Origin of the sequence: Ramlibacter sp. (assembly GCF_035655895.1) — a bacterium.
In the GTDB taxonomy this organism is placed as follows: domain Bacteria; phylum Pseudomonadota; class Gammaproteobacteria; order Burkholderiales; family Burkholderiaceae_C; genus Ramlibacter.
This window is the reverse complement of record NZ_DASRTN010000002.1, coordinates 87730-112736: the sequence shown is the minus strand read 5'-3', so window position 1 is coordinate 112736 and position 25007 is coordinate 87730. Positions and strand designations below refer to the sequence as shown.

Here is a 25007-nt window from a genome sequence, read left to right as displayed (position 1 = left end):
CGGCGATGTCGGGCTGGATCATCGACGTCGTCGAGCGCGCCGGCTATGCCGGCATCGTGCTGCTGATGCTGCTGGAGACGGTGTTCCCGCCGGTGCCCTCGGAGCTGGTGCTGCCGTTCGCCGGCTACGTGGCGGCCACCGGCCGGCTGCACCCGGCCGGCGTGCTGGCCGCGGCGACGCTCGGCTCGCTGCTCGGTGCGCTGGCCTGGTATGCGCTCGGCCGGCGGCTCGGGCTGGGCGGGGTCCAGCGGTTCGCCGCCTCGCACGGCCGCCTGCTCACGCTGACGCCGGACGACGTCGGCCGGGCACAGGCCTGGTTCCGGCGCCACGGACCTTCGTCGGTGGGCCTGGGCCGGCTGGTGCCGGCCGTGCGCAGCGTGATCTCGCTGCCGGCGGGCGTGGCCCGCATGCCCGTGCCGGCGTTCGTCGGCTGGTCGGGCCTGGGCACGCTGGCCTGGAGCGCGCTGCTGGTGGGCGCGGGCTACCTGCTGCGCGGGCAGTACGACACCGCGCACGGCGTGGTGGAGTGGGTCACGCGCGCCGTCGTGGCCGGGCTCGTCGCCGGCTATGCCTGGCGCGTCTGGCGCTTCGGCCGCGGCCCTCAGAAGAGCACGTTGTAGCGGCCGCCGCGGAAGCCCAGGACCGCGCCCTCGCGGCCGACCTCCTCGAGCTTCACGCCCGAGCCCAGGTCGGCGCCTTCGCGCACCACCTGACCGTTGACGATCAGCAGCCGCTGTGCCGGGTCGCTCGAGTAGACCCCGCCGCTGATCACCAGCGGCGGCGCCTCCGGCGGGAGCCCGCGCACCGGCCGCTGGGCGGCGGCGGGCGCCGAGGCCCCCGCCCGCGGCGCGGGCGCGGAGAACGGCGGCACGTTGGCCCGGGGCGCCGGCGCCGCGGTCTGGCCGTCCGACGCGGACTGCTCCGCCGCCGACGGCGCGCTCGACGGTGCCATGCTCGGGCGGCGTTGCGACGCCGGGCCGCCCTGCGTCACGCCGCCCGGGATGTTCGCGCCCCCCATCCCAGGCGCGGACGGCGGCGGCACGGGCGCGTTGCCCATCACCGCGGTGCCACCCGCGGCGGGCGCGGTCACCATCGGGACCGGCTGCACCGGCACCACCGGCACCACCTGGATCGGCTGCCCCTGCAGTTGCCCCGGCATCTGCGCCTGCGGCATCTGGCCCTGGACCGCGCCCTGGCCCTGCTGAATCTGCCCCTGGTTCTGGCTGCCAGCCGCCGGCGTCCCCGGTGCGGCACCGAACGGACGCCCGCCGAACGGCTCGGCCGGGGTCACCTGCGCGGTGGACAGGGCCGGAAGGCCGCCCACCGCGGCCAGTGCCACCTGGCTGCAGAGCCAGGCGAGCCGACGTCGTGCCTGCGTGCGCCCCATGACGACCTCCTGCCTACTGCTGGACGGCCGGCACCAGCAGCCGGCCACGGTGGCCCGCGTCGCGGTACTGCTGCAGCACCGTCTGCGCGACCTGCTGCAGCGCCTCGGGTCGGCACAGCGCGACGCACGCGCCGCCGAAGCCGGCGCCGGTCAGCCGCGCGCCGTGCACGCCGGGCTGCCGCTGCAGCAGCGCGACCAGCAGGTCCAGCTCGGGCGTGGAAACCTCGTAGTCGTCGCGCAGGCTGGCATGCGAGGCGTTCATCAGTTCGCCGAAGGCGTGCGCGTCGCGGCACTCGATCGCCCGCAGCACCCGCGCGTTCTCGGTGAACACATGCCGGGCACGGCGCCGCGGCAGGTCCGGCAGCGCCTCGATGCGCTCCAGGTGCTCGACCTCGCGCAGCGACTGCACGCCGAGCAGCCGCGCCGCCTGCTCGCACTCGGCGCGGCGCTGGTTGTAGCCGCTGGCCGCCAGCGAGCGCGCCACACCGGAGTCGAGCACCAGCACGGCGCTGCCCGGCGGCAGTGCCACCATGCGCCGCTCCAGCGACCGCGTGTCCAGCAGCAGCGCGCGGTCGGTCGCCGCCAGGCTGGAGGCCATCTGGTCCATGATCCCGCAGCGCACGCCGGCGTCCTGGATCTCGGCCTGCTGCGCCAGCTGCGCGATGCGCACGTCGTCCATGGGCAGGTCCAGCAGCGCGCGCAGGCAGCGCAGCGTCGCGACCTCCAGCGCCGCGCTCGACGACAGCCCCACCCCCATCGGCACCTCGGAGGCGACGTGGATGTCCAGCGGCGGGATCTCCGCGCCGTCCTCCTGCGCCAGGCGCAGGCAGCCGTAGACGTAGGTGGCGAACTGGTCGGTCGGCCGCTCGTCCAGGCAGAACTCCACCGCGCTGTCGAGCTCGGCGGCGTGCAGCCGGAAATGCGAGTGGCCGTTGCGCCGCATTGCCACCCGCGTCTGCTGCGGGATCGCCACCGGCAGCACGAAGCCGTCGTTGTAGTCGGTGTGCTCGCCCAGCAGGTTGACCCGGCCGGGCGCCTGCGCCTCGGCCTGCGGCAGCCCGTGGAACACCTGCTCGAACTCGTGGGTCGAGGGCGAGCGTGGGTGCTCGGCGCGGGCCTGCACTTCCGCTTCCATCGCGACGTGACTCATAGCGTGACCTCCACCTGTTGCAACTCCCTGGCCTTGTCCTCGGGCAGGGCATCCATGGCGAACAGCCCGGCGGCGATCTCGGTGCCGGCCAGGTACTTGAGCCGGTCGCGGGTGCGGTACGGCGGATAGAACTGCGCGTGCAGGTGCGACTCCGGATGCGGCCGGCCATCGGTGGGCGCCTGGTACCAGGCCATCAGGTAGGGCAGCGGCCGCTGCCACAGGCCGTCGTACTTGAGCAGCACGGTCTTGAGGGCGCGCGCCAGGTCGGCCCGCTCGGCCGGCGTCAGCTGCGCGAAGCCGGGCACCGCGCGCACCGGCGCCACCCAGACCTCGTACGGGTAGCGGGCGCAGACCGGCACGAAGGCCACCGCGTGCTCGCCGGCGTAGACGATGCGCTCGCCGCCCGCGCGCTCGGCCTCGATCAGCATCTCGAGCGGCCCGCGGCCGTGCGTCGCATGGTGGGCCGCCGCCACCTCCTGCATGCGCGCCGGCACCGGCGGCACCACCGGGTAGGCATAGATCTGGCCGTGCGGGTGGTGCAGCGTCACCCCCACTTCCGCGCCGCGGTTCTCGAACGGCAGCACGTACTGGATCTCGGGCCGTGCGCCCAGCCGCTCCGTGCGCTCGCCCCACACCTGCAGCAGCAGCTCGATGTGGTCCAGCGGCAGCCGGCCCAGCGCGCCGCCCGGGTCCTGGGTGAACACCACCACCTCGCAGTGGCCGCGCGCAGGCTCGGTGGGCACGATCAGCGCCGGCGGGGCCTCGCCGCCGCCCGGGGGCACGCCCAGCGAGGGGAAGCGGTTGTCGAACACCGCCACGTCCCAGGCGCCGGCCGGCACCTCGGTGGGGTTGTCGGCCCGCACCGTGGCGGCCAGCGGGTTGTACTCGGGCGGGGGCAGGAAGGTGCGGCCCTGCCGGTAGGCGGCATAGGTCACCCACTCGCCGCGCAGCGGATGCCAGCGCAGGTGCGGCGACGCGTTCAGCGGCTCCGGGAACGGGCTGGGCGCCACGAGCGCGCCGTCGATCGGTCTGCGCGCGTACAGCGTGAGCTGCCGCCCGTCGGGTTTGGTGAGCGCCAGCCGGTGCATCACAGCGTCCCGGGAATCCAGGTGCGCGACTCGGTCGTGGCCGCGTGGATCAGCTCCAGCGGGACCTTGGGCGTGCGGTCCGCGTTGAGCAGCCCGTTGGCCTCCTGGTAGGTGTCGGCGAACTGCGTGTAGCAGAAGCCGCTGAACAGCGCCGTGTGGACGATGGTGTGCATCAGCTCCTGGTACAGGCGGCCGAACTCCTCGGCCGTCTCGGCCTTGGTGTAGCCCCAGACCTTCTTGACGCCGGGCTCGGGCTTGCCCACGTAGGCGATGCCGCCGAACTCGGTGAGCATGATGGGCTGGCCGCGGTGCGGGTAGCCGTCCAGCGTGAGCACCCGGCCGCCGGGACGCCGCCGGTCGAACAGCTGCTCGGGCGGGATCTCCTTGCCGTAGCGCTGGCGGATGTGCTCGGTGTTGGCGTCGTAGTCGTGGATGCCGATGATGTCCGTCGCACTCGACTCCCAGCCGTCATTGCCGATCACCGGCCGCGTCACGTCCAGCGTCTTGGTCAGGTGGTACAGCGCTTCCACCGCATGCCGCTGCTCGCGCACCGCCGTGAGCTCGGGCACGCCCCAGGACTCGTTGAACGGCACCCAGACGATGATGCAGGGGTGGCTGTAGTCGCGGTCGATCGCCTCGGTCCACTCGCGCACGATGCGCTTGATGGCGGTGCGGGTGAAGCGGTAGGCCGAGGGCATCTCCTCCCAGACCAGCAGCCCCAGCCTGTCGGCCCAGTAGAGGTAGCGCGGATCCTCGATCTTCTGGTGCTTGCGCACGCCGTTGAAGCCCATCGCCTTGGCCAGCTCGACGTCGCGCCGCAGCGCCTCGTCGCCGGGGGCGGTGAGCAGCGTGTCGGGCCAGTAGCCCTGGTCCAGCACCAGGCGCAGCACGTAGGGACGGCCGTTGAGCATGAAGCGGTCGCGCAGGATGTGCACCGAGCGCAGCGCGGTGTACGAGGTGAACTCGTCGATCACCTTGTCGCCGCGCAGCAGCCGGATCCGCGCGTCCAGCAGCGTGGGCCGCTCGGGGCTCCACAGCAGCTCGTTGCGGTAGTCGTCGATGCCGGGGTCGGACAGCACGATGAACCGGTCCACCTCGTTGTCGACCACCTGGTAGCGGTCGCGCGCCAGCAGCCGCTCGCCATGGCTGAGGCTGACCTCGATCGACAGGTCGTCGGCCAGATCGCCGCGCACCCGCACCTCGAAGCCGATCTGGAAGCCCTCCACGCGCGGGGTCCAGCGGATCTTGTCGACGTAGGTGCGCGGCACCCGCTCGATCCAGACCGTCTGCCAGATGCCGGTGGTGCGGGGGTACCAGATCGAGTGCGGCTCCAGCTGCCAGTCCTGCTTGCCGCGCGGCTTGGTGAGCTCGTGCGGGTCGTCCTCCGCCCGCACGGTGATGACCTGCCGGCCCGAGGGATCCAGCATGCCGGTGATGTCGGCCGCGAACGGCGTGTGGCCGCCCTCGTGGGTGGCGGCGAGCTGGCCGTTGACCCAGACGCGGGCGGCGTAGTCGACGGCGCCGAAGCGCAGCATGACGCGGTCCTGGCCGGGCTTGATCTCGACGTCGCGCTGGTACCAGCAGACCTTGTGGAAGCCGCGGTCGCCGATGCCGCTGGCCTGGGACTCGGGCGGGTACGGCACCGTGATGGTCTGCGGCCAGTCACGGATGTCCTGCGGGCAACTGAAGGCGAGGTCGTCGTCGTAACGGAAGCGCCAGCTGCCGTTCAGGCTGGTCCAGTTGGCGCGTTGCAGCTGCGGGCGCGGGTAGGCGAAATCCAAACGTTGTCTCCTAGGTGCGGGGCCGGCGCGGCGTCCCCGGCCGGCGACGGCGCCGTCCCGCCTGGATGCGTTCGGGTGGCGCGTCAGCCCGCCGGGCCGCGCAGGACGAGCCAGGCGAACAGCCCTGCGACGGGCCGGCCCTGGTCGATCCGCAAAGGATGCCGGGCGACGTGCCGGACAGCGAAACCGTGTTGCCCGGCAAGCATCCGGATGTAACGCTCCGAGTGCGCATAACGCAGGCTGGCACGCAGCACCAGATCGTCCTGCCCATCCGCGGCTTCGGCCGAGAAACAGAAGACGCCGCCAGGTTGCAGCACCCGCGCCGCGCCCGCGAAGACCGCATCCAGCGCGCCGACATAGATGAACACGTCGGCGGCGATGAGCAACTCGTAACGCTCCGGCGTGCGCGCGAGGTGCTCCGCGACGTCCGCCTGCACCACCTGGTCGTACGCGCCGCGGCGGCGCGCCTGGTCCACCATGTTGGCCGACAGGTCGACGCCGACCAGGCGCTGCACGCGCGGCCGCAGCAGCGGCCCGCACAGGCCGGTGCCGCAGCCCAGGTCGAGGGCGGCGGCGAAGGAGGAACGGTCCAGGCCGTCGACCAGGATCGCCGGCGCCCGGTACTGCAGGGCTTCCACCAGGTGCGCATCGAAGCCCTCGGCATAGGCGTCGAACAGCTGCTCGACGTAATGGCGGGGCGGCGCCGGCGGAGCCGGTTCGCCGGACAGCGCGGCCAGGCAGTAGCGGGCCACCTGCGGATCGGCGCCGCGGGCCAGCGCCTCGCGGTACGACGCGGCGGCCTCCTCGCGCCGGCCCTGCTCGCGCAGCAGCGTGGCCTGCAGCAGCCAGGCCGCGCCGGCAGCCGTGTCCAGCTGCAGCGCCCGGCCGACGGCCGCCAGCGCCTCGGCCGGCCGGTCCAGCTCGGCCAGCGCGGTGGCCAGATGGCCCAGGGCTTCGGCGTTGTCGGCGTCCTGCGCCAGCGCCTGCTGCAGCACCTCCAGCGCGTCCTGCGGGCGGCCGAGCTTGAGCCGGGTCGCGCCCAGGTTGGTGAGCGTGGACACGCGGCCGGGCACCAGCGCCAGCGAGCCGGCGAACTCGCGCTCGGCCGCCTCGAAGCGGCCGGCCTGGTAATGCGCCAGGCCCTGCAGGAAGGCGGCACGGGCGGATTCGAAGCGGGCGTCCATGGGGTGGCGCATCATACGGAGGGGGCGCCGCGGCCGCGAGCGACAATCCCGCGATGACTTTCGCCCCGCTCCAGAACGACACGTTCCTGCGCGCCTGCCACGGCCTGGCCACCCCGTACACGCCGATGTGGCTGATGCGCCAGGCCGGCCGCTACCTGCCCGAATACCGCGACACGCGCGCCCGCGCCGGCAGCTTCATGGGCCTGGCCACCAACGTGGACTACGCCACCGAGGTCACGCTGCAGCCGCTGGAGCGCTATCCGCTGGATGCCGCGATCCTGTTCTCCGACATCCTCACGGTGCCCGACGCGATGGGCCTGGGCCTGAGCTTCGCACTCGGCGAGGGTCCGAAGTTCGCGCGCACCGTGCGCGACGAGGCCGCGGTGCGCGCGCTCGCCGTGCCCGACATGGAGAAGCTGCGCTACGTGTTCGACGCAGTCACCTCGATCCGGCGCGCGCTGAACGGCCGGGTGCCCCTGATCGGCTTTTCCGGCAGCCCCTGGACGCTGGCCTGCTACATGGTGGAAGGCCAGGGCTCGGACGACTACCGGCTGGTCAAGACGCTGATGTACGCCCGCCCCGACCTCATGCACCAGCTGCTGGCCGTCAATGCCGACGCAGTGGCCGCCTACCTCAACGCCCAGATCGAGGCCGGGGCGCAGGCGGTGATGCTGTTCGACAGCTGGGGCGGCGTGCTGGCCGACGGCGCCTTCCAGGAATTCAGCCTGGCCTACACGGCGCGCGTGCTGTCGCAGCTGCGGCGCGACCACGCGGGCGAGCGCATCCCCCGCATCGTGTTCACCAAGGGCGGCGGCCTCTGGCTGGCGCAGATGGCCGGGCTCGACTGCGAGGTGCTGGGCGTGGACTGGACCGTGAACCTCGGCCAGGCGCGCCAGCTGGTGGGCGACCGCAAGGCGTTGCAGGGCAACCTGGACCCCAACGTGCTGTTCGCGCCGCCCGAGCGCATCCAGGCCCAGGTCCAGTCGCTGCTCGACAGCTTCGGTGCTCCGCACACCGGCCCCGGCCGCGGCGCGACGCACATCTTCAACCTCGGACACGGCATCAGCCAGCACACCCCGCCCGAGCACGTGGAGGTTCTGGTGGACGCCGTGCACCGGTTGTCCCGGCGGGCGGTTGGCTGACGAGTCATCCGGGAATACCCTGGCGGATGCGCAGGTTTCCGTTTTTTCGCGCCTTGACTTATGCACAAAAAGCGTGTTGCGGCCCCCGGGTCGCGGCCGCGACCGGGCAGTCACGCTACCAAACCGATAGCGACGCTAAGTCCTTGATTTCCTTGGAGTTGTGGACATGCCGTTTTTGCGGGCATTCCAGCCAAACCCTTGATTCTTGGGGCTTCGCAAGAGCTCGGCCGCGAGCTTTCAACAAAGTTATCCACAGAAAACGTGAAGAGCGGCGAAGTGCTTTGAAATCAACGACTTGGGGCCGACTCTGAAGCTCAACCTCAAGATGCGCGTGCAAGGATGAGTTCGTTGCCCCATCGGTTGGACGTGGTGGTCGCCACGCCGGCGCACAGCAACCTGGCCGGCGCGCTGACCTACCGCTGCGCCGGTCCGCTGGCGCCCGGCAGTCTGGTGCGCGTGCCGCTCGGCCGCCGGGAGGTGCTCGGGGTGGTGTGGGGCGAGGCGAGCGCGCCGCCCGGCGAGCACGAGGAGCGCAGCATCGTGGCGCAACTGGAGGGCATCGCGCCGCTCTCGGCGGCCTGGCGCCAGCTGGTTGCATTCTGCGCGGCCTATTACCAGCGCAGCCCCGGCGAGGTCGCGCTGGCGGCGCTGCCCCCGCAGCTGCGCGAGCTCGATCCGGCGCAATGGCGGCGGCGGCTGGCCCGCGCCGCGGCGCCATCCGCGCCGGCCGCGGGCACCCCCCCTCCGGCGCTGACCGACGAGCAATCGGCTGCGCTGGACGCGGTGCGCACGGGTCCCGGCCCGTTCCTGCTGTTCGGGGCCACCGGCAGCGGCAAGACCGAGGTCTACCTGCACGCCGTGGCCGAGGCGCTGGCCGCCGGGCCGCAGGCCCAGGCCCTGGTGATGGTGCCGGAGATCAACCTCACGCCCCAGCTGCACGCGCGCTTCGTCGAGCGCTTCGGCGCGGCGGCGGTGGTGGCCATGCACAGCGGCATGACGCCGCCGCAGCGCCTGAAGGCCTGGCTGGCGGCCCACACCGGCGCCGCGCGCATCGTGCTGGGCACCCGCATGGCCGTGTTCGCCTCGCTGCCCGGGCTGGCGCTGCTGGTGGTCGACGAGGAGCACGACCCCAGCTACAAGCAGCAGGAGGGCGCCCGTTACTCCGCCCGCGACCTGGCGATCTACCGGGCCCGGCTCGAAGGCGCGAAGGTGCTGCTGGGCTCCGCGACGCCCTCGCTGGAGAGCTGGCACGCGAGCGAGCGCGGCCGCTACCGCCGGCTGGAGATGCCCAGCCGGGTGGGCGCCGGTGCGCTGCCGGCGGTGCGGCTGGTCGACATGAACCTGCAGCCCAAGAAGACCGTGGTCTCCCCGCAGCTGCTGGACGCCATCCAGACCCGGGTGGCGCGCGGCGAGCAGACGCTGCTGTTCCTGAACCGGCGCGGCTATGCGCCGGTGCTGGCCTGCACGGCGTGCGACTGGAAGAGCGAGTGCCCGCATTGCAGCGCCTACCGGGTGTTCCACAAGATCGACCGGACGCTGCGCTGCCACCACTGCGGCTTCACCGAGCGGGTGCCGCGCGCCTGCCCGCAGTGCGGCAACCTGGACATCGCGCCGCTGGGCCGCGGGACCGAGCGGCTGGAGGAGCACATCGCCGAGCTGCTGGCCGGTGCGCTGCGGCCGGATGGCCAGCCGGCCCGGATCGCCCGCATGGACGCCGACACGACCCGGGCGAAGGGCGCGCTCGATGCGCAGCTGGCGCAGGTGCATGCGGGCGAGGTCGACGTGCTGGTCGGCACCCAGATGGTGACCAAGGGCCACGACTTCCGCCGCATCACCCTGGTGGCCGCGCTCAACGCCGACTCGGCGCTGTTCTCCAGCGACTTCCGCGCACCCGAACGCCTGTTCGCGCTGCTGCTGCAGGCGGCCGGCCGCGCCGGGCGCGACGCCGCCCGCGCCGCGGACAGCCAGATGTGGGTGCAGACCTGGCACCCCGGCCACCCGCTCTTCGCCGCCCTGCGCCGGCACGACTACCCGGCATTCGCGCGCCAGCAGCTGGAGGAGCGCGAAGCCGCGAGCATGCCGCCGTTCGCGTTCCAGGCCCTGGTGCGGGCCGAGGCGCGCACGCAGGAGGTGGCGCAGGCCTTCCTGCAGGCGGCCAGCGACGCCTCCCGGCAACTGCCCGACGCCCCGCAGGTCACCGTGTACCCGCCGGTGCCGATGGCGGTGCAGCGGGTGGCGAACGTCGAGCGCGCGCAGATGGTGGTCGAGAGCACCTCGCGCGTGGCGCTGCAGCGCTTCCTGTCGGCCTGGCAGCCGCTGCTGCAGGACAGCCGGCAGAAGGGCCTGATCCGCTGGGCGGTGGACGTGGATCCGCTGGCGATCTGACGCGGCACCGCGCAGCAGCCGGCGACGGCGCGCCGGACCATCGCCGCCGCCAAGGGCGTGGCCGACGGCTCCCCCGATGCAAGCCGACGCCGGCCGCGCGACCAGCGGCTCAGCCGTCCTGCTTCAGCCGCAGCGCCAGCTCGTAGAGCGCGTTGCGCGAGCCGCCGGTGATCTCGGCGGCCAGCCGCACCGCGGTCTTCACCGGCACCTCGGCCAGCAGCAGCCGCAGGACGCGCTCGCCGTCGTCGGCGGACACCGCCTGCGCGACACCGTGCAGGACCATCGCGAACTCCCCGCGCGAGCGCTGCGGGTCCGCCGCCAGCCAGGCCGGCAGGTCGGCGCAGGCCAGGGTGGCGACCTGCTCGAACTGCTTGGTGAGCTCGCGCCCGACCGTCACCCGCCGCTCGCCCAGCACGGCCAGCGACGAGGCGAGCGGCTCGATCCGGTGCGGCGCCTCGAGCAGCACGATGGCGCGTGCGTCCTGGGCCAGCCGGGCCACCGCGGCGTCGCGCTCGCCGGCCTTGGTGGACAGGAACCCGGCGAACACGAAACCGCCCTCCTGCACCGAGCCGGCGGCGCTGAGCACGGTGGTGACGCTGCTCGCGCCGGGCAGCGGCAGCACCCGCAGCCCGGCCGCGTGCGCGGCCGCCACCAGGCGCGCCCCCGGGTCGCTGACCGCCGGCGTGCCCGCGTCGCTGGCATAGGCCACCCGCTCGCCGGCCTGCAGCCAGCGCAGCACCTGGCCCGCCGCCTCGGCCTCGTTGTGCTGGTGCAGGGCCAGCAGCCGGTCGCCGGCCTTGTCGATGCCGTAGGCGCGCAGCAGCGCCTGCGTGTGCCGGGTGTCCTCGCAGGCGACCCGGTCGACCAGCTGCAGCACGTGCAGTGCGCGCAGCGTCACGTCCGCCAGGTTGCCGATGGGCGTGGCCACGACATAGAGGGTGCCCTGCGGATAATGCTGGGCGCCCGCCGCCTCGCGGGCGGCCTGCAGGGCGGTGGAGAAGGACGAGGCGCTCGAGGACAAGGTGGAACCCCAGGGATGAACACCTCCAGCGGCAGGCCCGCCAGCCCGAAGGCGAGCGGCGACGCGGCGGAAGACCTGGCCCTGCGCCGGCTGCGCGAGGCGGGTCTGCGGCTGGTGGCGCGCAATTATCGGACCCCCGGGCGCGGCGGGGGCGAGATCGACCTGGTCATGCGCGATGGCGACACCCTGGTCTTTGTCGAAGTGCGGCGGCGCGCCGGCGCGGCCTTCGGCGGTGCGGCTGCCAGCGTGGGCGCCACCAAGCAGCGCCGCATCGTGCTGGCAGCCCGGCATTTCCTCCTGCGCCTGCCCGCGCCCCCGCCCTGCCGCTTCGACGTGGTGACGGTGGAGGACGGCCGCATCGGCTGGCTGCGCGCGGCGTTCGACGCGGGCTGATCCGCGGCGGCGTGCAGGCCGCGCGCGGCTCGGCCATTCGCCCCCCACCGGGCCGGCCCGCAGCAGGCACCCCCCGGGGCGCCCGCACCGGATCCGCTGCCCCGCCATCCTTCCCATCCTTCCCATCCTTCCCATCCTTCCCGTCCTTCCCGTCCTTCCCGTCCTGCCCTCTCTGCCCTGCTCTGACCCTGCTCCCCCGCGGCCCTCCCCTGCCGTCCGAGAGCCGTTCGCCGATGCCCTGCCGCGGCCGAGGCCACTGCCCACGGCGGACGGCCCCGGCGATGCGCAAGTTATCATCCCCGCCCATGCTCGAACAACGGATTCAGCAGCACTTCATCGACAGCGCCGACCTGAAGTACCAGGCTGCGCAGACGCTCAGCAAGCCGATCGCGGCTGGCGTGCAGGCCATCCTGGCCTGCGTGACGAGCGGCGGGAAGGTGCTTGCCTGCGGCAACGGCGGCTCGGCGGCCGACGCCCAGCATTTCGCGGCGGAGTTCGTCGGCCGCTTCGAGCGCGAGCGCCCGGAGCTGGCCGCGGTGGCCCTCACCACCGACACCTCGATCCTCACGGCCATCGCCAACGACTACGACTTCCAGCGCGTGTTCTCCAAGCAGGTGCGTGCGCTCGGCCAGGCCGGCGACGTGCTGCTGGCGCTGTCGACCAGCGGGAACTCGGGCAACGTGGTGGCGGCGATCGAGGCCGCGCACGAGCGCGAGATGACCGTGATCGCCCTGACCGGCCGCGGCGGCGGCAAGATCGGCGCCATGCTGCGCGAGACCGACGTGCACATCTGCGTGCCGCACGAGCGCACCGCCCGCATCCAGGAAGTCCACCTGCTCGTGCTGCACTGCCTGTGCGACGGCGTGGACGCGCAACTGCTCGGAGAACAGGAACCCCCGACATGACCCGTCCCCTGCATCGCCTCGCGGCGATGGCCCTCGCCTCGGCCGCACTGGCCGGCTCCCTCAGCGCCTGCGCGCCCCTGGTCCTCGGCGGCGCCGCCGTCGGCGGCCTGGTCGCGGTGGACCGCCGCACCTCCGGCGCACAGCTGGAGGACGAAGGCATCGAGCTGCGCTCGGCGTCCCGCCTGCGCGACGCGATGGGCGAGCGCTCGCATGTCAACGTCACCAGCTACAACCGCCAGGTGCTGCTGACCGGCGAGGTGCCCAGCGACCGCGACAAGCAGGCCGCCGAGCAGATCGTCTCCAAGGTCGAGAACGTCCGCACCGTGGTCAACGACCTCGCGGTCGCGGCCAACTCGTCGCTGGCCCAGCGCTCGTCCGACACCCTCACCACCGGCAAGGTGCGCGCCTCGCTGGTCGACGACAAGCTGCTGCAGGCGTCGGCCTTCAAGGTCGTGACCGAACGCGGGACCGTGTACCTGATGGGCCTGGTGACGCAGCGCGAAGCCGACCGCGCCACCGAGCTGACCCGCGGCGTCAGCGGCGTGCAGCGGGTGGTGCGCGTGTTCGAGCTGATCAGCGAGGACGACATGCGCCGCATCGCCCCGACGCAGCCCCGCACCGACGCGCCTCGCCAGGCGCAGTGAGCGCCAGGGGCGCCGACCAACGACAAGGGCCGCTCGCGCGGCCCTTGTCGTTTCAAGCAGCTGCTTGCCTCAGCGCAGCCGCTTGATCAGGCTGGAGGTGTCCCAGCGGTTGCCGCCCTGCTGCTGGACGTCGGCGTAGAACTGGTCGACCAGGGCCGTCACCGGCAGCCGCGCACCGTTGCGCTTGGCCTCGTCGAGCACCAGGCCGAGGTCCTTGCGCATCCAGTCGACGGCGAAACCGAAGTCGAACTTGCCGGCGATCATGGTCTTGCCGCGGTTGTCCATCTGCCAGCTCTGCGCCGCACCCTTGCCGATGACCTCGAGCACCTGCTCCATGTCGAGCCCGGCGCGCATGCCGAAGGCGATCGCCTCGGACAGACCCTGCACCAGCCCGGCGATGGCGATCTGGTTGACCATCTTGGCCAGCTGCCCGGCGCCGCTGCCGCCCAGCAGCGTGAAGGCGCGCGCGTAGGCCATCGCGACCGGGCGCGCCGCCTCGAAGGCGGCCGCGTCGCCGCCGCACATCACGGTGAGCAGCCCGTTCTGCGCGCCTGCCTGGCCGCCGGAGACCGGGGCATCGACGAACTTCAATCCCTTCTCGGCGGCCGCCGCCGACAGCTCGCGGGCGACGCCGGCCGAGGCGGTGGTGTGGTCGACGAAGACGGCACCCGGCTTCATGCCGGCGAGCGCGCCGTCCGGGCCGAGCACCACCGAGCGCAGGTCGTCGTCGTTGCCGACGCAGCAGAACACGAAGTCGCAGCCGGCCACCGCCTCGCGCGGCGTGGGGGCCGAGCGGCCCTTGAACTCACCGGTCCAGGCCTGCGCCTTGGCGGCGCTGCGGTTGAAGACGGTCACGTCGTGGCCGGCCAGCGCCAGGTGGCCGGCCATCGGCAGGCCCATCACGCCCAGGCCGAGGAAGGCCACCTGGCGGGAGGGAGTGGGATCGTAGGTCTTCGGGTTGGTGCTGGGCATGCCGGTCGTCCTGGGATGGGGGAAGCCGGATTCTAGGCACGCGTCGCCGGCTGCGCCCGGTCCTGCAGCGCGTAGTGGGCGATGCCGGCGCCGAACGACCAGTTCTCGCGGGCGGTCTCAACCAGGTTGAGGATCACGTCCTCGGCCCGGAACTCGGTGTCCCGGGCGACGTCGGCCGCGATGCGCGCGTACAGCGCTTCCTTGCGCCCGACGCTGCGCCCCGGCGAACAGGTGATCTGCACGAACGCGACCCGGTCGCCGTGGGTGAGCCCGAGGTAGGCCGGCGTGCACACCAGCTCGCCGGGCGCGCGGCGCGCGATGACGTGGAAACGGTCGTCGGCCGGCACGTCGAACACCTCCACCAGCGCCTGGTGGACGGCCTCGGAGAGTGCGGCGGCTTCGCGCTGCGAGGTGGACGCGGGGATGTCGATGCGCACGAGGGGCATGGCGGGCTCCTGGGAAAGTGTCGAAGGAGCCCCAATGTGCCGCGCGGCCGCCGGCCGGGAAAGGCCCGGCGGCGCACAACGGTTTTGCGCCCGCTGCGCAGCCGCCGCGGCGGCTGCGCGCGGGGTCGCGCGCCGGCTCAGGGCACCGTGTAGACGTTCAGGTTGTCGAAGCGGACGCGGGCATCCTCGGTGTAGAAGCCCACCTTGCCGTTCAGGTAGGCACCCGCCGGGTTGTCGTCCACGTGGTAGGCCACCTGCACCCCGTCGACGTAGACGCCGATCTCGTTGCCGACCTGGCGCACGCGGATGACGTTGGTGGCCGGCACGGTGATGCGGGGATAGTCGCCGGTCTTCAGGAAGATCTGGCCGCCGTTGCCGGCCGGGTCGCGCCGCCCCAGCTCCCAGCCATTGGGCTTGAGCATGAAGTAGTAGAAGTGGTCGTTGTCGGTGAAGTGCCAGACGAACCAGCCGACCTCCCACGGATTGGGGGCCGTGCCGGTGCGCAGCTGCTGGTCGGTGTTCATCGTCACCGACACGTCCAGGTCGCCCCAGCTGCTCTGCGTGGTCACCAGCGCGGCGTGGGTCTCGCTGGCGGCGGTCGACGCCTTGGGCTTGAGGTTGATGCGGTGGTTGGTCTCGTTGCCGATGATCGAGACGATCCCCATTCCGTTGAAGTCGACGAAGAAGTTCCCGTGCGAGGAGCTCTGGGCCCAGGTCGCGAGCGGGTAGCTGTTGAAGTCGTCCGACAGCACGAGGGTGTCGGCGCGTGCGCTCCAGGCGCCGAGGGACAGACAGAGCGCGGCGCAGGCGCCTGCGATGCGCCGTGGCGCGAGACGTGAGACAAGCATGGTGGTTCTCCCTGTGGGCGGCCCACTCGCATGCGCCCTTCGCACGCGCCCCGGACCGCTGCGGGATGATCCGCGGCAGCCCTGGCGCGGTCAGTCACCGCGCGTGTGAGGTGTACGAAAGCGTAGGGCGCAGCGGCCGGCCAGGCGCGAACCCCGGCGCTGGGCCGGGGTTCGGTGCCCGGCGGCGGACACCCGCCGACGCCGGGATGCGCGCACGGCCTACAAGGCCGCGCGCGATCAGACGATGGCGAGGTGCTCGGTGCCGGACGCGAGGTCCTGCGTCTTGGCGCGCTGGCTGTTCAACTTGATCTGCAGGCGCAGGTCGTTCACCGAGTCGGCGTTGCGCAGCGCATCCTCGTAGCTGATCACGTTGCCTTCGTAGGCATCGAACAGCGCCTGGTCGAAGGTCTGCATGCCGAGGTTGCGGCTCTTCTTCATGATCTCCTTGATCTCGGAGACCTCGCCCTTGAAGATCAGGTCGGAGATCAGCGGAGAGTTCAGCATGATCTCGACCATCGCCTGCCGGCCCTTGCCATCCTGCTTGGGCACCAGGCGCTGCGAGACCATCGCCTTGAGGTTCAGCGACAGGTCCATCAGGAGCTGGGCACGGCGCTCCTCGGGGAAGAAGTTGATGACGCGGTCGAGTGCCTGGTTGGCGCTGTTGGCGTGCAGCGTGGCCATGCAGAGGTGGCCGGTCTCGGCGAAGGCGATGGCGTGCTCCATCGTCTCGCGGTCGCGGATCTCGCCCATCAGGATCACGTCGGGCGCCTGGCGCAGCGTGTTCTTCAGGGCCGATTCCCAGTTGTCGGTGTCCAGCCCCACCTCGCGCTGCGTGATCACGCAGTTCTTGTGCGGGTGAACGAATTCGACCGGGTCCTCGATCGTGATGATGTGCCCATAGGAGTTCTCGTTACGCCAGTCGATCATGGCCGCCAGGGTGGTCGACTTGCCGGAGCCGGTGGCGCCCACCAGGATGACCAGCCCGCGCTTGGACATCACCACGTCCTTGAGGACCTGCGGCACGCCCAGCTTGTCGATCGTGGGCAGCACCTGCGGGATCACCCGCAGCACCATCCCGACCTTGCCCTGCTGCACGAACGCGTTGACGCGGAAGCGGCCGATGCCGGGCGGCGAGATCGCGAAGTTGCACTCCTTGGTGCGCTCGAACTCGGAGGCCTGCTTGTCGTTCATGATCGAGCGGGCCAGCGCCAGGGTGTGGCCGGCGTTGAGCGGCTGCGGCGACACCTTGGTCACCTTGCCGTCGACCTTGATCGCGGGCGGGAAGTCGCCGGTGATGAACAGGTCGCTGCCGTTGCGGCTGACCATCAGCTTGAGCAGGTCGTTGATGAATTTGCTGGCCTGGTCGCGTTCCATGTCACACCGTCCTTGTTCTGGGTCAGCCCGGGAAGTTCTCGGGGATCTTGGCCTTGCTGCGGGCCTCGGCCGGGCTGATCACGTTGCGCTTGACCAGCTCCGACAGGTTCTGGTCGAGCGTCTGCATGCCGAAGCTGTTGCCGGTCTGGATGGCCGAATACATCTGCGCCACCTTGGCCTCGCGGATCAGGTTTCGGATGGCCGAGGTGCCCAGCATGATCTCGTGCGCCGCGACCCGGCCGTTGCCGTCCTTGGTCTTGCACAGGGTCTGCGAGATCACCGCCTGCAGCGATTCCGACAGCATGGCGCGGACCATCTCCTTTTCCTCGGCCGGGAACACGTCGATGATCCGGTCGATGGTCTTGGCCGCGCTGGACGTGTGCAGGGTGCCGAACACCAGGTGGCCGGTCTCGGCCGCCGTCATGGCCAGCCGGATGGTCTCCAGGTCGCGCATTTCGCCCACCAGGATGGCGTCCGGGTCCTCGCGCAGCGCCGACTTCAGGGCCGCCGCGAACGACAGCGTCATCGGGCCCACCTCGCGCTGGTTGATCAGGCACTTCTTGGACTCGTGCACGAACTCGATCGGGTCTTCCACCGTCAGGATGTGGCCGTACTCGGTCTCGTTCAGGTAGTTGACCATCGCCGCCAGCGTGGTGGACTTGCCCGAGCCGGTGGGGCCGGTCACCAGCACCAGGCCACGCGGCTTGAGCGCCAGGTCGCCGAAGATCTTGGGGGCGTTCAGCTGCTCCAGCGTCAGGATCTTGGACGGGATGGTCCGGAACACGGCGGCCGCGCCGCGGTTCTGGTTGAAGGCGTTGACCCGGAAGCGCGCCAGTCCCTCGATCTCGAAGGAGAAGTCGCATTCGAGGAACTCCTCGTACTGCTTGCGCTGGCTGTCATTCATGATGTCGTACACCATGGAATGCACCTGCTTGTGGTCCAGGGCCTCGACGTTGATGCGCCGCACGTCGCCATGCACCCGGATCATCGGGGGCAGGCCTGCCGACAGGTGCAGGTCGGAGGCCTTGTTCTTCACGCTGAACGCCAGCAGCTGGGTAATATCCACGAGTCCCTCGAGTCGTTGTAGAGATAGCGCCGGCCGATTATGACGACCATTCCAAGCAACCTCCAAGCCGTTCACGACCGGATCGCGGCCGCCTGTGCCCGCGCGCAACGCCAAGTGAACGAAGTCACGCTGCTCGCCGTGTCCAAGACCTTCGGGCCTGCGGCGGTGCGCGAGGCGCACGCCGCAGGCCAGCGCGCCTTCGGCGAGAACTACATCCAGGAAGCGGTCGACAAGATGGCGCAGCTGGCCGACCTGCCGCTCGAGTGGCATTGCATCGGGCCGATCCAGAGCAACAAGACGCGCCTGGTGGCCGAGCACTTCGACTGGGCCCACACGGTCGACCGGCTGAAGATCGCGCAGCGGCTGTCCGAGCAGCGCCCGGCCGGCAGGCCGCCGCTGTCGGTGTGCATCCAGGTCAACGTCGACGGCGGTGCCACCAAGTCGGGCGTCGCGCCCGGCGACGCGCTGGCGCTGGCGCGCGATGTCGCGCAGCTGCCCCGCCTGCGGCTGCGCGGGCTGATGACGATCCCCGAGCCGGCCGACACGTTCGCGGCGCAGCAGGCCGTGCACGCGCGGGCCGCGCGGCTGTTCCACGAACTGCAGGCCGCCGGCCTGCCGCTGGACACGCTGTCGATGGGCATGACCGCCGACCTGGAAGCCGCGGTCGCCGCCGGCAGCACGCTGGTGCGGGTCGGCACCGCGATCTTCGGCGGGCGGGCGCCGCGCGCCTGACCGCGGGGCGCACCGCGCCGGCTGGCCGCAGGCCCCCGTCGCAGGGCACGGTCGCAGATGCCATGCAGATCCACGCCCTGGTTGACCGCCGCCATCGACGCTTGCATCACGTCGCGCAGCCAGTCCGGCCGCCCCTTGCCCATGTCGCCGGTCTCGCCGATCACCATCGGCCGGCCATCCCGTTCCCAGACCCGGCGCGAGCAGGGTGCACAGCGGCTGGGTGCCCGGCTGCCGGGCGGCAGCGCCGGGTGCGGGCCGTGCTCGCGGGACGCCATCTCCTGGCCGGCCGCGCGCGGCGTGCCGGGCCGTGCCGTGGCCCTACTTCCTGGGCTGGATCGGCTGCACGCTGCCGCAGTCGGCGCCGAGCCAGCGGCCGGAGCCCTCGACGGTGGTCTTCTCGGACTGGCCGTCGGTGGTGGTCGTCACGGTCGTCTTCGAGGTGTAGGCCTCGGGACCGTTGAAGGTGACCTGGGTTTCGCCGCTGGAAGGCGGCCGCGTGCAGGTGAACGCCATCTTCAGCGTATTGCCGCTGCGCTGCTGCTGGCTGGTCTTGCAGTCGCCCTGGTTGGCGGGCAATTCGTTGCGCTCGACCATCTCGCGCGTCAGGCACATGCGCACCGCCATCCCGCCGCCCGCCGCCGGGCTCATCTGCACGCCCTGCCGCCCCATCATGGCCTCCATCTGCCTGCGCTGCTCCGGCGGCATGCCGGCCATCTGCTTTTGCAGGTCGGCCATCGCGCGGTCGACCTCGGGATTGCCGTTGGCCTTGTGGCGCAGCTCCCAGAGGCCGGGCTTGAGGGTCTGGGCGGCGGCCGGCAGCGCGGCGGAACAGGCCAGCGCGGCCACGAACGGAAGCAGCGTCTTCATGCGGTCGTCTCCTGGATTGGATGCAGGCGATTGTGGGCGGGGCGCGACGTCACGACAACGTGGCCTGCCGCACCGCGTGCTCCCAGCGCGCCATCAGTTCGGCCGCCCGGTCGCGCGACTGCGTCGGCAGGAAGCGCCGTTCGGCCCGCCACTGGCTGGCCAGCTCGTCGGGCCCGGCATAGACCCCGGCAGCCAGCCCGGCCAGGTAGGCCGCACCGAGCGCCGTGGTCTCGGTCACCGCCGGGCGCACCACGGGGATGCCCAGCAGGTCGGCCTGGAACTGCATCAGCAGGTTGTTCACGCAGGCGCCGCCGTCCACCCGCAGCTCGGCCACGGGCGCGACGCCGGCGGCCTCGGCATCGCGGCTCATTGCCTGCAGCAAGGCGGCGCTCTGGTAGGCAATGCTCTCCAGCGCGGCGCGCGCGATGTGCGCGACGGTCGAGCCGCGCGTCAGGCCGGTGATCGTGCCGCGCGCATCGGGCTGCCAGTACGGCGCGCCCAGGCCGGTGAAGGCCGGCACCAGCATCACGCCGCCGGCGTCGGGCACGCTTTCGGCCAGCGCCTGCACCTGGGCGCTGCTCTCGATGGCGCGCAGCCCGTCGCGCAGCCACTGGACGACGGCGCCGCCGACGAACACGCTGCCTTCCAGGGCGTACTGGGTCTGCGCCGAGGTCTGCGCCGCGCTGGTGGTCAGCAGCCCGTTGCCGGACGGCTGGAAACGGCCGCCGGTGTGCATCAGCAGGAAGCAGCCGGTGCCGTAGGTGTTCTTGGCCATGCCTTCGCGCAGGCAGGCCTGGCCCACCAGCGCGCTCTGCTGGTCGCCGGCAACGCCGCCGATGCGCACCGGCGCGCCCAGCAGCGTGTCCAGGCTGCGGCCGTAGTCGCCGCTGGAGGGCAGCACCCGCGGCATCATCGACGCGGGCACCTGCAGCAGGTCCAGCAGCTCCTCGTCCCAGCGGTTGCGGTGGATGTCGAACAGCATGGTGCGCGAGGCGTTGGTGACGTCGGTCGCGTGCAGCGCGCCACCGGTGAGCTGCCACAGCAGCCAGCTGTCGACGGTGCCGAAGGCCAGCTCGCCACGCTCGGCCTGCGCCCGCGCGCCCGGCACGTGGTCCAGCAGCCAGCTGAGCTTGGTGCCCGAGAAGTACGAATCGACCAGCAGCCCGGTGCGCGCCTGGATCAGCGGTGCATGGCCCTGCTCGCGCAGCCGCGCGCACAGCGGCTCGCCACGCCGGTCCTGCCAGACGATGGCGTGGTGGATCGGCTGCCCGGTGCGGCGGTTCCAGACCACCGCCGTCTCGCGCTGGTTGGTGATGCCCAGCGCCGCGATGTCCTTCGCCCCGATGCCCGCCTTGGCGAGCGCCTCCCGCGCGGTGGCCAGCTGGCCGGCCCAGATCTCCAGCGGGTCGTGCTCGACCCAGCCCGGCTGCGGGTAGATCTGCGGCAGCTCCCGCTGGGCCATGGCGACGATGCGGCCGTCGTCGCCGAACACGATGCTGCGGGAACTGGAGGTGCCCTGGTCGAGTGCGAGGAGGTAGGTCATCTCGCGATTGTGTCGCCTGCCGTGTCGCCCGCCAGCACGCACCGCCCGCCTCGGCCAGCAGGCCGGGACCGGACTCCGAGGCGGGAGGCCTTGCGGGTCGTCGCGAGCGGGGGCTGGACCCAAGGACGGCAAGGTCCGCTGACCTGCCACCCGTGCGAGCAAGGCGCTAGCGCGGCTTGCCGCCGCTGCCGCGCTTGCGCAGGGCCTGCGGCTTGTGCGCGGCCTGCCCGCCGCTGTCCGTCTCGACCAGGTACTCGGGGTTGTCGGGGGACGCCGCGACCTGGTGCCCCTTGATGGTGGTGCGGCTGGTCAGCTTCTTCATCACCTTGCCCCTGGCGATGCCGCCATGCGAATTCCATTCGACCGCGTCGCCGGGGCGGAACTTGTCACTCATGCAGTGCTCCTTGTGTGAAGAGGCGTTCCATCATCGTCGGGCTGCCGACGCAAGGGTGTGACCGGCTGCCTTCAGCCGCAACGCTTCCTAGCGCAGCGGCAGCCTGGCGGTGCTCTTCACCTCCTCCATCACCGCGTAGGTGCGGGTCTCGCGCACGCCGGGCAGCTGCCACAGCACGGTGCCGGCGAACGCGCGGTAGGCCTGCATGTCGCGCATGCGGGTCTTGAGCAGGTAGTCGAAGCCGCCCGCCACCATGTGGCATTCCATGATGCCGTCGTGCACCTGCACCGCGGCCCGGAACGCCTCGAACACGTTGGGTGTGGTGCGATCGAGCAGCACCTCCACGAACACCAGCATCCCGGCCCCCAGCTTCAGCGGGTCGAGCCGGGCCTCGTAGCCGAGGATGTAGCCGTCGCGCGTGAGCCGCTGCACCCGTGCCAGCACGGCCGTCGGCGAGAGCGCGACCGCCTCGGCCAGCTTCAGGTTGGAGATCCGGCCGTCCCGCTGCAGGACGTCCAGGATCTTGCGGTCGATGCGATCGATGTCCCCTGTTTCGTCGGCCATGGCTGGTGAATCATTCGTCTGAAAGGGCGAATTTAGCGAATAACTCACCGGCGCTGGCGCCACCATCGCGGCAGATTCCCATCGGAGCCCCCATGCCGCAGCGCCTGCCCACCCCCTACCGCGACGAGCACGCGATCGTTGCCGACCGCCTGGCCCGGCTGGCCGGCCGCCTCGACTGGCCGTCCGCCGCAGCGGCGGCGGCGCCCTGGGTGGAGGCGGTGCGCCGCCATCCGCCGCCGTTCTGGGCGATGGAGACCCTGCTGAAGGAATACCCGATCGCCGGCAGCGAAGGCCTGGCCCTGATGCGCCTGGCCGAGGCCCTGCTGCGCGTGCCCGACGCCGAGACCGCCATCGCGCTCACGGCCGACCAGCTGGGCCGGGCCGATTTCGGCCGCCACGACGGCGAGAGTCCGCTGGGCCGGCTCTCGGGCACCGCGATCGCGCTGTCCAAGAAGGTCCTGCCCGCCGATGCCGACCAGCCGCAGGGCCTGGTGGGCCGGCTCGGTGCGCGCACGGTGGTGGCCGCCACGGTGCGCGCGGTGCAGCTGCTCGGGCGGCAGTTCGTGCTGGGGCAGGACATCGGACAGGCGCTGGACGAGGCCGGGAGCGCCCGGCGCAGCCAGCAGAACCTGCGCTTCTCGTTCGACATGCTGGGCGAAGGCGCGCGCACCGAGGACGATGCCTTGCGCTACCTGGCAAGCTACCAGGGCGCGATCGCGGCCATCGCCGCGCGTGCCGGCAGCGGCGGCCCGGTGGAGCGCCGCGACGGGATCTCCATCAAGCTGAGCGCCCTGCACCCGCGCTACGAGTTCAGCCAGCACGAGCGGGTGCTGGGCGAGCTGGTGCCGCGCGCCTGGACGCTGTGCGAGCTGGCGGCCCGGGCCGACATCAACCTGACCATCGACGCCGAGGAGGTCGACCGCCTGGAGCTGTCGCTGGACGTGTTCGAGGCGCTGGCACGACGCGTGGCCGCGGAGCACCCGGGCTGGCGCGGCTTCGGGCTCGCGCTGCAGGCCTACCAGACGCGCGCCGTCGAGCTGGTGCAGCACGTGGCCGGCCTGGCGCGTGCGCTCGGGCTGCGCTTCATGTGCCGCCTGGTCAAGGGCGCCTACTGGGACGCCGAGATCAAGCGGGCGCAGGAGATGGGGCTGCCGCACTACCCGGTGTTCACCCACAAGCACCACACCGACATCTCCTACCTGGCCTGCGCGCAGGCGCTGCTGGAGGCGCACGACGTCCTGTACCCGCAGTTCGCGACCCACAACGCCGGCACCATCGGTGCGATCGTGCAGATGGCGCAACGCCGCTTCGGCCCGGCCTCGGCGCAGCCGGGCGGCGACTGGAGCGGCCGGTTCGAGCTGCAGCGGCTGCACGGCATGGGCCAGGGGGTCTACCGCGAGGTCCTGCAGGACCCGGCGCTGGCGTGCCGGGTGTACGCCCCGGTCGGCCGGCACCGCGACCTGCTGGCCTACCTGGTGCGCCGGCTGCTGGAGAACGGCGCGAACTCCTCGTTCGTGCACCAGCTGGCCGACGACACCGTGCGGACCGACGAACTGCTGCGCTCGCCGCTGCACGCGTCGGCGGCGCCGGCGTTGCCGCTGCCGGCCGCCCTCTACGGCCCGCCGCGGCGCAACAGCGAAGGGCCGGACCTGTCGGTCGAGGCGATGCGCGCGCCGCTGCTGGCCGCGCTGGCCGCCACCGAGGTGCCGGCGCTGCGGATGGCCGAACCGGCCCAGGTGCCGGCGGCGATCGCGCGGGCCGAGGCCGCCTTCCCGGCCTGGGCCGCGACACCGGTCGCACAACGCGCCGCCGCGCTGCGCGGCGCCGCCGACGCGATGCAGGCCGCCCTGCCCCGCCTGTGCGCCCTGCTAGTGCGGGAAGCCTTCAAGACCTGGGGCGATGCCGTGGCCGAGGTGCGCGAGGCGGTCGACTTCCTGCGCTACTACGCAGCCGAGGCCGAACGGCTGATGCAGCCGGTGCTGCTGCCGGGGCCGACCGGCGAGCGCAACGAACTGCGGCTGGAAGGGCGCGGCACCTGGGTGTGCATCAGCCCCTGGAACTTTCCGCTGGCGATCTTCACCGGCCAGGTGGCGGCGGCGCTGGCCACCGGCAACACGGTCGTGGCCAAGCCGGCCGAGCAGACGCCCGCGATCGCCGCCGAAGCCGTCGCCCTGCTGCACGCGGCCGGGGTGCCGGCCGACGTGCTGCAACTGCTGCACGGCACCGGCGAGACCGTCGGCGCCGCGCTGGTGGCGGCGCCCCGCATCGCCGGCGTGGTGTTCACGGGCTCGACCGAGGTGGCGCGCCGGATCGCCCGCGCGCTGGTCGACAAGGACGGGCCGATCGTGCCGCTGATCGCCGAAACCGGCGGCATCAACGCGATGGTGGTCGACTCCACCGCCCTGCCGGAACAGGTGGCCGACGCGGTGGTCCAGAGCGCGTTCCGCTCGGCCGGCCAGCGCTGCTCGGCGCTGCGGCTGCTGTGCCTGCACGAGGGCATCGCGGACGCGGTGATCGGCATGGTCGGCGGCGCCGCCCGCGAGCTGCGCAGCGGCGACCCGGCCTTGCTGGCGACCGACGTCGGCCCGGTGATCGATGCCGAGGCGGCCGCGACGCTGGGCCGCCACCTGGCGCGCCTGCACGCGACGGCCACGCCGCTGTTCGCGGCGCCGCTGCCGCCGCACGCCCCGCCCACGCTGGTGCCGCCCCAGGCGTTCGAGGTGCGCGCGATCGCCGACGTGGCGCAGGAGGTGTTCGGCCCGGTGCTGCACGTGGTGCGCTGGTCGGGCGATCCGCTGGCCGTGGTGGACCAGGTCAACGCGCTCGGCTACGGCCTCACGCTCGGCCTGCAGACCCGGATCGACGGCCGCGCCCAGGCCATGGCGGCCCGCGCGCGGGTCGGCAACGTCTACGTCAACCGCAACATGATCGGTGCGGTGGTCGGGGTGCAGCCGTTCGGCGGCGAAGGGCTCTCGGGCACCGGCCCGAAAGCCGGCGGCCCGCACTACCTGCTGCGCTTGTGCGCCGAACGCACGCTCACGGTGAACACGGCGGCCGCGGGCGGCAACGTGGCGCTGCTCGCGGCCGCGTGACGGCCGGGTCCACGCGGCGACTGCAATGC

23 protein-coding genes are annotated in these 25007 nt (G+C 72.2%); 8 read left to right on the top strand and 15 right to left on the bottom strand.

Features of this window, described 5'->3' with window-relative positions:
- Nucleotides 1-5: 5 nt before the first annotated feature.
- Nucleotides 6-620: a DedA family protein gene (locus VFE82_RS00560; RefSeq protein WP_324998281.1), complete on the top strand. Its 615-nt coding sequence runs from the start codon at nucleotides 6-8 to the stop codon at nucleotides 618-620.
- Here VFE82_RS00560 and VFE82_RS00555 read toward each other — a convergent pair.
- The 5 genes from VFE82_RS00555 to VFE82_RS00535 form a co-directional block, all read right to left on the bottom strand.
- Nucleotides 602-1387: a general secretion pathway protein GspB gene (locus VFE82_RS00555; RefSeq protein WP_324998280.1), complete on the bottom strand. Its 786-nt coding sequence runs from the start codon at nucleotides 1385-1387 to the stop codon at nucleotides 602-604. The two genes, VFE82_RS00560 and VFE82_RS00555, sit on opposite strands and share 19 nt — an antisense overlap.
- 13 nt (nucleotides 1388-1400) lie before the next feature.
- Entirely contained in the window at nucleotides 1401-2537 is a 1137-nt protein-coding gene (gene galK, locus VFE82_RS00550; protein WP_324998278.1) for a galactokinase, read from the bottom strand.
- Nucleotides 2534-3625: a galactose-1-phosphate uridylyltransferase gene (galT, locus tag VFE82_RS00545; protein ID WP_324998277.1), complete on the bottom strand. Its 1092-nt coding sequence runs from the start codon at nucleotides 3623-3625 to the stop codon at nucleotides 2534-2536. The genes galK and galT overlap by 4 nt, the downstream gene beginning before the upstream one ends.
- The gene (locus VFE82_RS00540; protein ID WP_324998276.1) at nucleotides 3625-5406 is read right to left on the bottom strand and encodes a glycoside hydrolase family 2 protein; all 1782 of its coding nucleotides are present in this window, start codon (nucleotides 5404-5406) and stop codon (nucleotides 3625-3627) included. Before VFE82_RS00540 ends, galT begins: the two co-directional genes overlap by 1 nt.
- A gap of 83 nt (nucleotides 5407-5489) precedes the next feature.
- A complete protein-coding gene (locus VFE82_RS00535; protein ID WP_324998275.1) occupies nucleotides 5490-6590 on the bottom strand; it encodes a methyltransferase domain-containing protein in 1101 nt (366 codons plus the stop codon).
- 53 nt (nucleotides 6591-6643) lie between these two features.
- Between VFE82_RS00535 and hemE the strand changes: the two genes are divergently transcribed.
- Both hemE and VFE82_RS00525 read left to right on the top strand, forming a co-directional pair.
- Entirely contained in the window at nucleotides 6644-7732 is a 1089-nt protein-coding gene (hemE, locus tag VFE82_RS00530) for a uroporphyrinogen decarboxylase (protein WP_324998274.1), read from the top strand.
- 339 nt (nucleotides 7733-8071) lie between these two features.
- A complete protein-coding gene (locus VFE82_RS00525; protein ID WP_324998273.1) occupies nucleotides 8072-10117 on the top strand; it encodes a primosomal protein N' in 2046 nt (681 codons plus the stop codon).
- Nucleotides 10118-10226: 109 nt separating this feature from the next.
- On the opposite strand, the gene rsmI is transcribed toward VFE82_RS00525, so the two are convergent.
- Nucleotides 10227-11138, bottom strand: coding sequence for a 16S rRNA (cytidine(1402)-2'-O)-methyltransferase (rsmI, locus tag VFE82_RS00520; RefSeq protein WP_324998272.1), 912 nt, complete (start codon nucleotides 11136-11138; stop codon nucleotides 10227-10229).
- Nucleotides 11139-11153: 15 nt separating this feature from the next.
- Here rsmI and VFE82_RS00515 point away from each other — a divergent pair, with 15 nt between their 5' ends.
- The 3 genes from VFE82_RS00515 to VFE82_RS00505 all read left to right on the top strand — a co-directional run bounded on the left by VFE82_RS00515 (nucleotide 11154) and on the right by VFE82_RS00505 (nucleotide 13080).
- Nucleotides 11154-11531, top strand: a complete 378-nt coding sequence (locus VFE82_RS00515) for a YraN family protein (RefSeq protein WP_324998271.1) — start codon at nucleotides 11154-11156, stop codon at nucleotides 11529-11531.
- A gap of 305 nt (nucleotides 11532-11836) precedes the next feature.
- The gene (locus tag VFE82_RS00510; RefSeq protein WP_324998270.1) at nucleotides 11837-12436 is read left to right on the top strand and encodes a phosphoheptose isomerase; all 600 of its coding nucleotides are present in this window, start codon (nucleotides 11837-11839) and stop codon (nucleotides 12434-12436) included.
- Nucleotides 12433-13080 carry a BON domain-containing protein gene (locus VFE82_RS00505; RefSeq protein ID WP_324998269.1) on the top strand — a complete coding sequence of 216 codons (648 nt, stop codon included), beginning with the start codon at nucleotides 12433-12435 and terminating at the stop codon, nucleotides 13078-13080. Before VFE82_RS00510 ends, VFE82_RS00505 begins: the two co-directional genes overlap by 4 nt.
- A 69-nt stretch (nucleotides 13081-13149) precedes the next feature.
- Here the strand turns inward: VFE82_RS00505 and VFE82_RS00500 are convergent, their stop codons facing one another.
- The 5 genes from VFE82_RS00500 to VFE82_RS00480 form a co-directional block, all read right to left on the bottom strand.
- Nucleotides 13150-14052 carry an NAD(P)-dependent oxidoreductase gene (locus VFE82_RS00500; RefSeq protein WP_324998268.1) on the bottom strand — a complete coding sequence of 301 codons (903 nt, stop codon included), beginning with the start codon at nucleotides 14050-14052 and terminating at the stop codon, nucleotides 13150-13152.
- A 32-nt stretch (nucleotides 14053-14084) separates the two neighbouring features.
- Nucleotides 14085-14498 carry a tautomerase family protein gene (locus VFE82_RS00495; protein WP_324998267.1) on the bottom strand — a complete coding sequence of 138 codons (414 nt, stop codon included), beginning with the start codon at nucleotides 14496-14498 and terminating at the stop codon, nucleotides 14085-14087.
- Between the two features lie 137 nt (nucleotides 14499-14635).
- Nucleotides 14636-15346 carry a hypothetical protein gene (locus tag VFE82_RS00490; protein ID WP_324998266.1) on the bottom strand — a complete coding sequence of 237 codons (711 nt, stop codon included), beginning with the start codon at nucleotides 15344-15346 and terminating at the stop codon, nucleotides 14636-14638.
- Between the two features lie 237 nt (nucleotides 15347-15583).
- Nucleotides 15584-16720 carry a PilT/PilU family type 4a pilus ATPase gene (locus VFE82_RS00485; RefSeq protein ID WP_324998265.1) on the bottom strand — a complete coding sequence of 379 codons (1137 nt, stop codon included), beginning with the start codon at nucleotides 16718-16720 and terminating at the stop codon, nucleotides 15584-15586.
- A gap of 22 nt (nucleotides 16721-16742) precedes the next feature.
- Nucleotides 16743-17786 (bottom strand): type IV pilus twitching motility protein PilT, encoded by a 1044-nt coding sequence (locus VFE82_RS00480; RefSeq protein WP_324998264.1) that lies wholly within the window; start codon nucleotides 17784-17786, stop codon nucleotides 16743-16745.
- Between the two features lie 39 nt (nucleotides 17787-17825).
- On the opposite strand from VFE82_RS00480, the gene VFE82_RS00475 reads away from it, so the two are divergent.
- Complete coding sequence (locus VFE82_RS00475; RefSeq protein WP_324998263.1) at nucleotides 17826-18518, top strand: YggS family pyridoxal phosphate-dependent enzyme; 693 nt, start codon at nucleotides 17826-17828, stop codon at nucleotides 18516-18518.
- A gap of 318 nt (nucleotides 18519-18836) precedes the next feature.
- Here the strand turns inward: VFE82_RS00475 and VFE82_RS00470 are convergent, their stop codons facing one another.
- The 4 genes from VFE82_RS00470 to VFE82_RS00455 form a co-directional block, all read right to left on the bottom strand.
- On the bottom strand, nucleotides 18837-19385 hold the full coding sequence (locus VFE82_RS00470) for a DUF3617 domain-containing protein (protein ID WP_324998262.1): 549 nt from the start codon (nucleotides 19383-19385) through the stop codon (nucleotides 18837-18839).
- Nucleotides 19386-19434: 49 nt separating this feature from the next.
- Nucleotides 19435-20928, bottom strand: coding sequence for a glycerol kinase GlpK (glpK, locus tag VFE82_RS00465; protein WP_324998261.1), 1494 nt, complete (start codon nucleotides 20926-20928; stop codon nucleotides 19435-19437).
- 166 nt (nucleotides 20929-21094) lie between these two features.
- Entirely contained in the window at nucleotides 21095-21322 is a 228-nt protein-coding gene (locus VFE82_RS00460; RefSeq protein WP_324998260.1) for a DUF2945 domain-containing protein, read from the bottom strand.
- Nucleotides 21323-21409: 87 nt separating this feature from the next.
- Nucleotides 21410-21886, bottom strand: a complete 477-nt coding sequence (locus VFE82_RS00455; RefSeq protein ID WP_324998259.1) for an Lrp/AsnC ligand binding domain-containing protein — start codon at nucleotides 21884-21886, stop codon at nucleotides 21410-21412.
- 92 nt (nucleotides 21887-21978) lie between these two features.
- On the opposite strand from VFE82_RS00455, the gene VFE82_RS00450 reads away from it, so the two are divergent.
- A complete protein-coding gene (locus tag VFE82_RS00450; protein WP_324998258.1) occupies nucleotides 21979-24978 on the top strand; it encodes an L-glutamate gamma-semialdehyde dehydrogenase in 3000 nt (999 codons plus the stop codon).
- The last annotated feature ends 29 nt before the right edge of the window (nucleotides 24979-25007 follow it).

What these genes read in the sequence shown, in the direction of transcription:
- VFE82_RS00535 (WP_324998275.1), bottom strand. Translation starts at nt 6,590, where the DNA reads ATGGACGCCCGCTTCGAATCCGCCCGTGCCGCCTTCCTGCAGGGCCTG.
- galK (WP_324998278.1), bottom strand. Translation starts at nt 2,537, where the DNA reads ATGAGTCACGTCGCGATGGAAGCGGAAGTGCAGGCCCGCGCCGAGCAC.
- VFE82_RS00505 (WP_324998269.1), top strand. Translation starts at nt 12,433, where the DNA reads ATGACCCGTCCCCTGCATCGCCTCGCGGCGATGGCCCTCGCCTCGGCC.
- VFE82_RS00485 (WP_324998265.1), bottom strand. Translation starts at nt 16,720, where the DNA reads ATGGAACGCGACCAGGCCAGCAAATTCATCAACGACCTGCTCAAGCTG.
- VFE82_RS00500 (WP_324998268.1), bottom strand. Translation starts at nt 14,052, where the DNA reads ATGCCCAGCACCAACCCGAAGACCTACGATCCCACTCCCTCCCGCCAG.
- VFE82_RS00490 (WP_324998266.1), bottom strand. Translation starts at nt 15,346, where the DNA reads ATGCTTGTCTCACGTCTCGCGCCACGGCGCATCGCAGGCGCCTGCGCC.
- VFE82_RS00475 (WP_324998263.1), top strand. Translation starts at nt 17,826, where the DNA reads ATGACGACCATTCCAAGCAACCTCCAAGCCGTTCACGACCGGATCGCG.
- VFE82_RS00450 (WP_324998258.1), top strand. Translation starts at nt 21,979, where the DNA reads ATGCCGCAGCGCCTGCCCACCCCCTACCGCGACGAGCACGCGATCGTT.
- galT (WP_324998277.1), bottom strand. Translation starts at nt 3,625, where the DNA reads ATGCACCGGCTGGCGCTCACCAAACCCGACGGGCGGCAGCTCACGCTG.
- VFE82_RS00525 (WP_324998273.1), top strand. Translation starts at nt 8,072, where the DNA reads ATGAGTTCGTTGCCCCATCGGTTGGACGTGGTGGTCGCCACGCCGGCG.
- VFE82_RS00470 (WP_324998262.1), bottom strand. Translation starts at nt 19,385, where the DNA reads ATGAAGACGCTGCTTCCGTTCGTGGCCGCGCTGGCCTGTTCCGCCGCG.
- glpK (WP_324998261.1), bottom strand. Translation starts at nt 20,928, where the DNA reads ATGACCTACCTCCTCGCACTCGACCAGGGCACCTCCAGTTCCCGCAGC.
- VFE82_RS00460 (WP_324998260.1), bottom strand. Translation starts at nt 21,322, where the DNA reads ATGAGTGACAAGTTCCGCCCCGGCGACGCGGTCGAATGGAATTCGCAT.
- VFE82_RS00555 (WP_324998280.1), bottom strand. Translation starts at nt 1,387, where the DNA reads ATGGGGCGCACGCAGGCACGACGTCGGCTCGCCTGGCTCTGCAGCCAG.
- VFE82_RS00560 (WP_324998281.1), top strand. Translation starts at nt 6, where the DNA reads ATGTCGGGCTGGATCATCGACGTCGTCGAGCGCGCCGGCTATGCCGGC.
- VFE82_RS00510 (WP_324998270.1), top strand. Translation starts at nt 11,837, where the DNA reads ATGCTCGAACAACGGATTCAGCAGCACTTCATCGACAGCGCCGACCTG.
- hemE (WP_324998274.1), top strand. Translation starts at nt 6,644, where the DNA reads ATGACTTTCGCCCCGCTCCAGAACGACACGTTCCTGCGCGCCTGCCAC.
- VFE82_RS00515 (WP_324998271.1), top strand. Translation starts at nt 11,154, where the DNA reads ATGAACACCTCCAGCGGCAGGCCCGCCAGCCCGAAGGCGAGCGGCGAC.
- VFE82_RS00495 (WP_324998267.1), bottom strand. Translation starts at nt 14,498, where the DNA reads ATGCCCCTCGTGCGCATCGACATCCCCGCGTCCACCTCGCAGCGCGAA.
- VFE82_RS00455 (WP_324998259.1), bottom strand. Translation starts at nt 21,886, where the DNA reads ATGGCCGACGAAACAGGGGACATCGATCGCATCGACCGCAAGATCCTG.